At 52.5% G+C, this 7,096-nt stretch carries 6 protein-coding genes; 4 read left to right on the forward strand and 2 right to left on the reverse strand.

What is annotated here, in order from left to right; genetic code table 11:
- Positions 1 to 89: 89 nt before the first annotated feature.
- Entirely contained in the window at positions 90 to 1,145 is a 1,056-nt protein-coding gene (locus tag Q0294_RS23025; protein WP_299470171.1) for a GntR family transcriptional regulator, read from the forward strand.
- A 69-nt stretch (positions 1,146 to 1,214) separates the two neighbouring features.
- On the opposite strand, the gene Q0294_RS23030 is transcribed toward Q0294_RS23025, so the two are convergent.
- Both Q0294_RS23030 and Q0294_RS23035 read right to left on the reverse strand, forming a co-directional pair.
- The gene (locus Q0294_RS23030; RefSeq protein ID WP_299470173.1) at positions 1,215 to 2,309 is read right to left on the reverse strand and encodes a choloylglycine hydrolase family protein; all 1,095 of its coding nucleotides are present in this window, start codon (positions 2,307 to 2,309) and stop codon (positions 1,215 to 1,217) included.
- A 287-nt stretch (positions 2,310 to 2,596) separates the two neighbouring features.
- Positions 2,597 to 4,213 (reverse strand): NAD(P)/FAD-dependent oxidoreductase, encoded by a 1,617-nt coding sequence (locus Q0294_RS23035; protein WP_299470175.1) that lies wholly within the window; start codon positions 4,211 to 4,213, stop codon positions 2,597 to 2,599.
- Positions 4,214 to 4,456: 243 nt separating this feature from the next.
- Here Q0294_RS23035 and Q0294_RS23040 point away from each other — a divergent pair, with 243 nt between their 5' ends.
- The 3 genes from Q0294_RS23040 to Q0294_RS23050 all read left to right on the forward strand — a co-directional run bounded on the left by Q0294_RS23040 (position 4,457) and on the right by Q0294_RS23050 (position 7,023).
- Positions 4,457 to 4,939, forward strand: coding sequence for a hypothetical protein (locus Q0294_RS23040; protein ID WP_299470177.1), 483 nt, complete (start codon positions 4,457 to 4,459; stop codon positions 4,937 to 4,939).
- 99 nt (positions 4,940 to 5,038) lie between these two features.
- Positions 5,039 to 6,580 carry a sulfatase gene (locus Q0294_RS23045; RefSeq protein ID WP_299470179.1) on the forward strand — a complete coding sequence of 514 codons (1,542 nt, stop codon included), beginning with the start codon at positions 5,039 to 5,041 and terminating at the stop codon, positions 6,578 to 6,580.
- A gap of 89 nt (positions 6,581 to 6,669) precedes the next feature.
- On the forward strand, positions 6,670 to 7,023 hold the full coding sequence (locus tag Q0294_RS23050) for a hypothetical protein (RefSeq protein ID WP_299470181.1): 354 nt from the start codon (positions 6,670 to 6,672) through the stop codon (positions 7,021 to 7,023).
- The last annotated feature ends 73 nt before the right edge of the window (positions 7,024 to 7,096 follow it).

Genomic DNA, 7,096 nt, shown 5'->3' on the forward strand with positions numbered 1-7,096 from the left:
CGATATTATTATCTATAGTGTAATATTATAGAAACAGGAAGCAAAATGAAAGCAAAAAACGCATTTTTTCAAGAGAATGATGTTCGTCAATGAAACCAGCCATTATTGATCTGGCCGACCGCATTCAGTCCGATATACAGAGTCGAAAATTAAAACCCGGCGATCCGTATTTCACGACGAGTGAAACCGCGCGTTCGTTTCAAGTGAGCGGAACGACGGCGAACCGGGCACTGCAATTATTGACGCAGCGACGCGTGCTGATCAGAAGACAGCGCGCGGGAACGTTTATCGCTGACCCGGAGATGAATGCGACAACGCAGACTCTCAATCGCGTGCATCTGGTGGTGCATCAGAAATATCTGGAACGTGAAGGGCTGCTGGCGGACGGGATTCTGCTCGGCATTCAAAAAGAGTTGCCGGAAGCCGAACTGCAGTTCAATTTTTTGCCGCACCGGGATGAAGAAACGTATGTGGAAGAGATTGTGAATCGGGCGCTCAAATCGCGGGAGCCGGAAGGTTTTGTTTTGCAGCGGGCGCAGGTGGGCGTGCAACGGATTCTGGAAGAGAGCGGTCTGCCGACGGTGGTCAACGGGTTATTGCAGCCTTCGATCACCGGGCTGGCGCATATTGACCGGGATCAAAGCCGGATCGGTAGACTGCTGTTTCAGCAGTTGCGGCAGCAGAAGTGCCAGCGGATTCTGGTTGTACTGCGTGATCAGGTGACGGCCGGCGATCACAGACTGCTGGACGCGGTGCAGCGGGAAATGAGCACAGCGGGTTTCGGCATTGATCAACTCTGCGTGCGCTGTCTGCCCGCCGATGACCGGGCGATTCAGGTTTCGGCGCTGGACGTCATCAAACAGTCGTCCGGAAAACTGGGAATCCTCTGTCGCTCGGAACCGGCGGCTCAAGCGATTGCGGCGGCCGTTGAGGAATTGTCATTCCCTAAAACAAGACGCCCTGCTCTCGTGGTAGCGGATCGTTTTGCGCGTGACATTACGCCTTGCCCGTTTCCGCATATTCGCGCCTGCCTTTCGCCGGAAGACTACGGTCAGGAAATCGGTAAGATGCTTATCCGGCAGGTGCATGGCGAAGAGGCACAGTCGATGTTCTATACAGTGGACGTCGAACTGGTACAGCCTTGAAACAGGAGTCATACAAAAATTGTCAGGAATCTTACATTTAAGGTTCCTGGCACCTTTTTTAACCACGCCCTATTTCGCACAGCCCGAGACATCGATGATTTGTTCCTGCCCTTGAATGGAGATCGTCTGGATTTGATCGCCGTCCAGGTTGAAACTGTTCAAATTCACCATGCGGATGGTGCTGTCGTCGTAGGTGCGGAAGTAGTAACGCTGATTCTTCAAATCAGAGACGCTCGTCCACAGGGTATAATCGGCGGAGACTTTACCGTTCTCATCTCCGCGAGCGGCTCCTTTGGGAATGTCAAACTGATTCAAAACATGAAAGACCTGCAGAATGCCTTCCCGAGCCGTATCGACGGGAAATACGCTTGCCGAAAATGCGACGGCGCGAACGAAACGGGACGGCGGTGTGAAGTCTCCGGGCAGACCGAGCATTCCACTCCCCTGGCCGAGACCCTGGATGGTTTGACCTTCGATTTCAATTTTGGCGACGTTGTTCGTTAACAGATTCACGTAATTTCCGAGATTGGTCATGTGCCAGTCGAAAGTGGGGGCGTTGGTACAAACCCCCAGCGGGTTCTGGTGGAGGTTCAATTTCCCGTTGACGTATTCCAGCACGATCGATTTACCACCGGCATCGCTGACGATGTAATGAAACGGAGGAACGCCCCCCATCTGAGGCATGACGACTTTGCCGACTTTGATCTGTTTGATTTTAGCAGTCACTTCATCGACGGTCGCGCAGGTTCCCAGGAGATAGAGCGGGACTTCCATCGGACTGATAGTCTTTGCGAGTTCCTGCGTGCTGACGTCCTGATATTCGGCGTAATCGGGAAAATAAAAAATGCCGACGTGCAGCCCTTTTTCATTGATGCCATCCGCAATAATGGGCAGGTCAAACGCGTTCATGCCGACCATGCCGTATTGAGAATTCCAGTGCAGCCCCTGCTTCTGATCGGGCGCTGATCCCACATACGCTTTGTTTCTGGGAATGATGATCACATTGGATTGCAGGTCCATGGCGAATTCCAGCGTGCGCCCGAAAATAACCGAGCCGTCTTTCGGTTTGATGGTGATGCCCGTACAAGCGGAGGAACTGGAAGGAGTGAGTACGGAGACTGAGAACAGTGCCAGAATAGCGAGGGATATGAAGGGGCGTTTCACGGTATTTCTCCAAATAATATTATGTCCACGGGTATTTCAGCCAAACCGTGATCTGGTGGCTCAGAAACCGTTGGTGAGGTAAAACCTGCATGGTGTATTGAAAGAGATCGGTCTCTGGTGTTATCTTTCGGCGATTATACGAGAGATCATCAGTGATCGCAGGGTCGATTTGCGCAATCGTCTGAAATGCGAATCAGAATAGCGACAAAGCGGATTAGAATGGCTGTCGGTTTTGGAGCAGAGAGACAGAGTCTATGACTCAGTGCAACATACAGAGTCGCGGACTGTTAAGCTTTTCCGTCGCGAAGCATCTCTCGTGCGGCGTTACGACCGCAGGCCCCCATGACGCCTCCGCCGGGATGGGCGGCACTGCCGCACAGATAGAGGCCTTCAATCGGCGTGCGGTAATCGCTCCAGCCGGCGACGGGCCGCATGTTGTATAACTGATGTGCGGGCATTGCGCCTTGAAAAATATTTCCCCCGGTCAGGCTGAAAGTGCGTTCCAGATCGAGGGGGGAAAGGATGTGACGATGCAGAATCGATGCGGGGACGTTCGGCGCGAATTCCGCAATCCGCGCGATGCAGCGGTCGGCGAAGTCCTCTTTGATCTCGTCCCAGTTGCCGCTGGCTAATTTGTAGGGCGCGTATTGCACGAACAGAGACAGGATATGTTGTCCCGGAGGAGCGAGCGTGGTGTCGACGGCCGTGGGGATGGTCATTTCGATAATCGGCTGCTGTGATGGCTGACCGTATTTGGCATCGTCATAAGCGCGTTCGATTTCTTCACAGGTCGCGCCGATGTGAATCGTCCCCCGATGCTGCGGGCCGGGTTCACTCTTACCGGGCAGGCAGGTGAAGTCGGGCAGTTCGCTGACTGCGAGATTGATTTTCATGCTGGCGCTACTGTAATCGATGCGGCTGACCGCGTTTTGAAATGATTCGGGCAGTGTGCCGTCGGGGATCAGTTTTTCGAATGTCACATGCGCGTCGGCGTTGGAAGCGACGGCGCGGGTAGGAATGATCTCGCCGGTGGAAAGTCTGACGCCCGTCGTTTTCTGATCGGTGATGAGAATTTCCTCGACAGAGATGCCGGTCCGGATCTCAACGCCTGCTTCTTGCGCAGAAGCCGCCATCGCCTGGCTCAACGCCCCCATGCCCCCTGCGACATAACCCCAGACCCCGCGCGCCCCGCCGGCGGAACCCATCACATGATGCAGCAGCACATAGGCGGTGCCCGGCGCGGACGGCGGCTGAAAAGTCCCGATGATGGCGTCGGTTGCCAGTGTTGCTTTGAGGATGTCCGATTCAAACCAGCGATTGAGAATCGGCAGCGCGGCTCCGGTGAGCAGTTCGATGGCTTCGGGCAGCGTCTCGCCCAGTTGTTTCAACGATTGATGCAGGTGGTAGGCTGTTTTAGTATCGCGGAGTTTTTTCCTCAATCCGACGGAACGCCAGGTTGAGGGGAGTGGCAGCAGATCGGGGGGCGTCTGCATCAACGCCGGTTCCAGGCATTCGGCGATTTTCTGCAGCATGGCTTCGTAGCGGGGATACTGTTCCGCGTCGCGCTGGCTGAACTGGGCGATCTGAGCCTGATTCTGCTTGAGGTCGGGACCCAGCAGCAGCGATTTTCCATCCGCGCGGGGGGTGAACGAACTGGGATTACGCGGCAGCACGCGATAGCCAAAGCGGGCCAACTGCATTTCCTGTTCGATTTCGGGGAGTAGCAGACTGACGAGATAAGACGCGGTCGAAACCTTGAAACCGGGCCAGAGTTCTTCCGTCACGCAGGCACCGCCCACCAGGTCGCGGCGTTCCAGGACCAGCACCTTCCACCCCTGTCGTGCCAGTTGATGTGCACAGACCAGCCCGTTGTGCCCTGCTCCGATAATCACACAGTCATACATCTAAGTTATTTCCGGTTCTGAAGTGAATCGATTTTCTGAACTGGTTGTATTATGGGAAGATTTGGGCCGTGTGCCAGTGTGTGAGGAGATTCATCTGTGAGCGGTGTGGTAGAAAATCTGATTTAGTTGAATGAGGTTGTGTGTACAGCCACTGTGAGGCCCGTTATGATTTTTGTGTGGATTCAGAGAGTATTCACTGTGAAGTAGGATCGAGAACTCGTTTTAAAAAAGTTAAGGGTGGAAATGGCTCGTATTCGGTTTGTATTTATATTGCTGTTGGGACTGATTTTAGTTGCCGGCTGTGGTCGGTCTGCGTCGCCTCCCAAGGCCTCGGAGCCCATGAGCCCTGAAGAAGCTGCACTCGACATCGTGACGGCCATCTATACGATTAGCGCCAGCGTGAACGAAGCGGGACCTGAGAATTGGGAAACGCTGGAAACTTATGCGTCCGGCCTGCAGGACCCCGCGCGACAAAATGCGCTGGATGCGATCAAAAAAATCAAATCCTTAGATTATAAGGTCACCTGGGGAGTCAATATGTCGGCAATCAAGGAGCAATATGGGAATGCGAGCGAATTTGTGATTCTCGAATCTCCGGACGGCCAGCTGAGAGCCACATTTGGCGGTAAAATACTAAAACGTGATAAAGCGAAAGATCACGCGGAGGTGGATCCGAAAACGATAACTTCCGAAAAAGAAGCGACCAGCTCAGATGTTTCTCCATAACTGACTCGCGGATACACGGTTTTGATTTTTTGGTGAATAAACCGCAAATTTCGATTCGATTTTACAAACGATCAACTAATTAGAACAACGGGTGAACTCATGCGACTGATTTCTCTGATGTGCTTACTGTTTTTTGCAATCCTCAGTCCGGCTTCCGCAGCCGACTTGAAGCTGGAAAAGATCGAGGGGGCGAAGCCAAAGAATGTGGTGTTCATCCTCGCCGATGATCATCGTTTTGACGTGATGGGTTTTGTAGGACATCCCTGGGTCGAAACGCCGGCGATGGACGCGCTGGCCAAAGACGGCGTTTATTTCAAAAATGCGATGGTCACCACTTCGCTCTGTTCGCCGAGCCGGGCTTCGATTCTCACCGGCCAGTATATGCACAATCATGGTGTGGTCGATAACAACGTGTCCGCGAAACCGGGAACGATCTTTTTTCCGCAGTATCTGCAGGCCGCCGGTTACCAGACTGGATTCTTCGGAAAATGGCATATGGGTGGCCATTCTGATGATCCGCGGCCCGGTTTCGACAAGTGGGTCTCGTTTCGCGGACAGGGGCACTACTATCCACCAGAGCATCTGAAAAAATGGTCGCTCAACGTTGACGGGAAATCGGTACCGCAAAAAGGCTACATTACAGATGAATTGACGGACTACGCGATCAACTGGTTGAATGAAAGTGTCAAACCGAAAGACAAACCGTTTTTTATGTACCTGTCGCATAAAGGGGTGCACGGCATGTTTCATCCGGCTGAGCGACATGCGGGTCGTTATAAAGACAAGGCGATGCCGATTCCGAAAACGATGGCGAATACATCGGATAACTATTTTAACAAGCCGATGTGGCTCAAAAATCAGCGCAACAGCTGGCACGGCGTGGATTTTGCCTATCACCAGGACACCGATATCGAAGAACATTATCGGCTCTACTGCGAAGCCCTGTTGAGTGTCGATGAGTCGATTGCCCGCGTGCGGAAATGGCTCGATGAGAATGGCTATGGCGAGAATACCATGATTCTGTATATGGGAGATAACGGATTTCAGTGGGGCGAGCACGGTCTGATTGACAAGCGGACCGCCTATGAAGCCTCGATCCGCGTGCCGCTGGTAGGGGTCTGCCCCGGTCTCTGGAAACCGGGAACCGTTGTCAAAGAAGTGGTTGCGAATATTGACATCGCCCCCACGATCCTGGCCGCTGCGGGGCTGCAGACGCCGTCTCAAATGGACGGGCAAAGCTTTCTGCAACTGGCCGCCGGGAACATGCCTGCATCCGACTGGCGAAAAAACAGTTTGTACGAGTATTACTGGGAATTCAATTTCCCGCAGACACCGACCACGTTCGCCTTGCGTACGCCGCGGTTTAAGTTTATTCAATATCATGGCATCTGGGATCTCGATGAACTGTATGATCTGGAGCAAGATCCGCTCGAAGAACACAATCTGATCTTCGAGAAAGAACAGCAGAAACGGATCCAACAGATGCGGGCCGACCTGCATGCGATCCTGGAAAAATCGGATGCCAATCGAGTTCCCTTCAGCCACAAACGCTCGATGGGGGCGAACCTGCGCCTGAAAAATGGAGCGGAACCGGCGCAGTTCTCACCGAAGCTGATGAGGGAAAAGAATGCACAGGAATAATATAAACCGGTGCTGGATGCCGAGGGCACTCGTCGTTGACTTAGTTCTTGAACACTTATGGAAATAATTTACGAGACACCAGAATATGTATGATGAATTTTAAAGTATCTCAAAGTTCTGAACCAAAGGATCCGGAAGAAGCCGCACTCGTCACTGTCGCATACGTCTATCAAGCTCATTGGAGGTCCAAAAAAAAGCCACCTCAGGGATGGAGCGATCTTGAAGATCAGGTTTCCAGAGCGAGAAGCGAGTCACGTACAAAAGCAATCGATGCGATCAATAAGATCCGTTCTCTGAACTATCAAATGAAATGGGGTGTCGAAGTTTACAAACTCTTCGGGGAAGACAAACACCCGGATTCTTATGTCATTGGGGAATCTCCTGATGGTCGTTTGAAAGTGACTTCTTCAGGCACAATTATCAAAAGCGAAGCTGAAAAGTAGAAGATAAAAAAGAAGATGAGCAGAAGCCTGCTGAGGTGCTAGAAGAAGGTAAGTCCGAATGAATTGATTTCTC

This window comes from uncultured Gimesia sp. (genome assembly GCF_937919775.1).
GTDB lineage: Bacteria > Planctomycetota > Planctomycetia > Planctomycetales > Planctomycetaceae > Gimesia.

What these genes read in the sequence shown, in the direction of transcription:
- Q0294_RS23025 (WP_299470171.1), top strand. Translation starts at nt 90, where the DNA reads ATGAAACCAGCCATTATTGATCTGGCCGACCGCATTCAGTCCGATATA.
- Q0294_RS23040 (WP_299470177.1), top strand. Translation starts at nt 4,457, where the DNA reads ATGGCTCGTATTCGGTTTGTATTTATATTGCTGTTGGGACTGATTTTA.
- Q0294_RS23035 (WP_299470175.1), bottom strand. Translation starts at nt 4,213, where the DNA reads ATGTATGACTGTGTGATTATCGGAGCAGGGCACAACGGGCTGGTCTGT.
- Q0294_RS23045 (WP_299470179.1), top strand. Translation starts at nt 5,039, where the DNA reads ATGCGACTGATTTCTCTGATGTGCTTACTGTTTTTTGCAATCCTCAGT.
- Q0294_RS23050 (WP_299470181.1), top strand. Translation starts at nt 6,670, where the DNA reads ATGATGAATTTTAAAGTATCTCAAAGTTCTGAACCAAAGGATCCGGAA.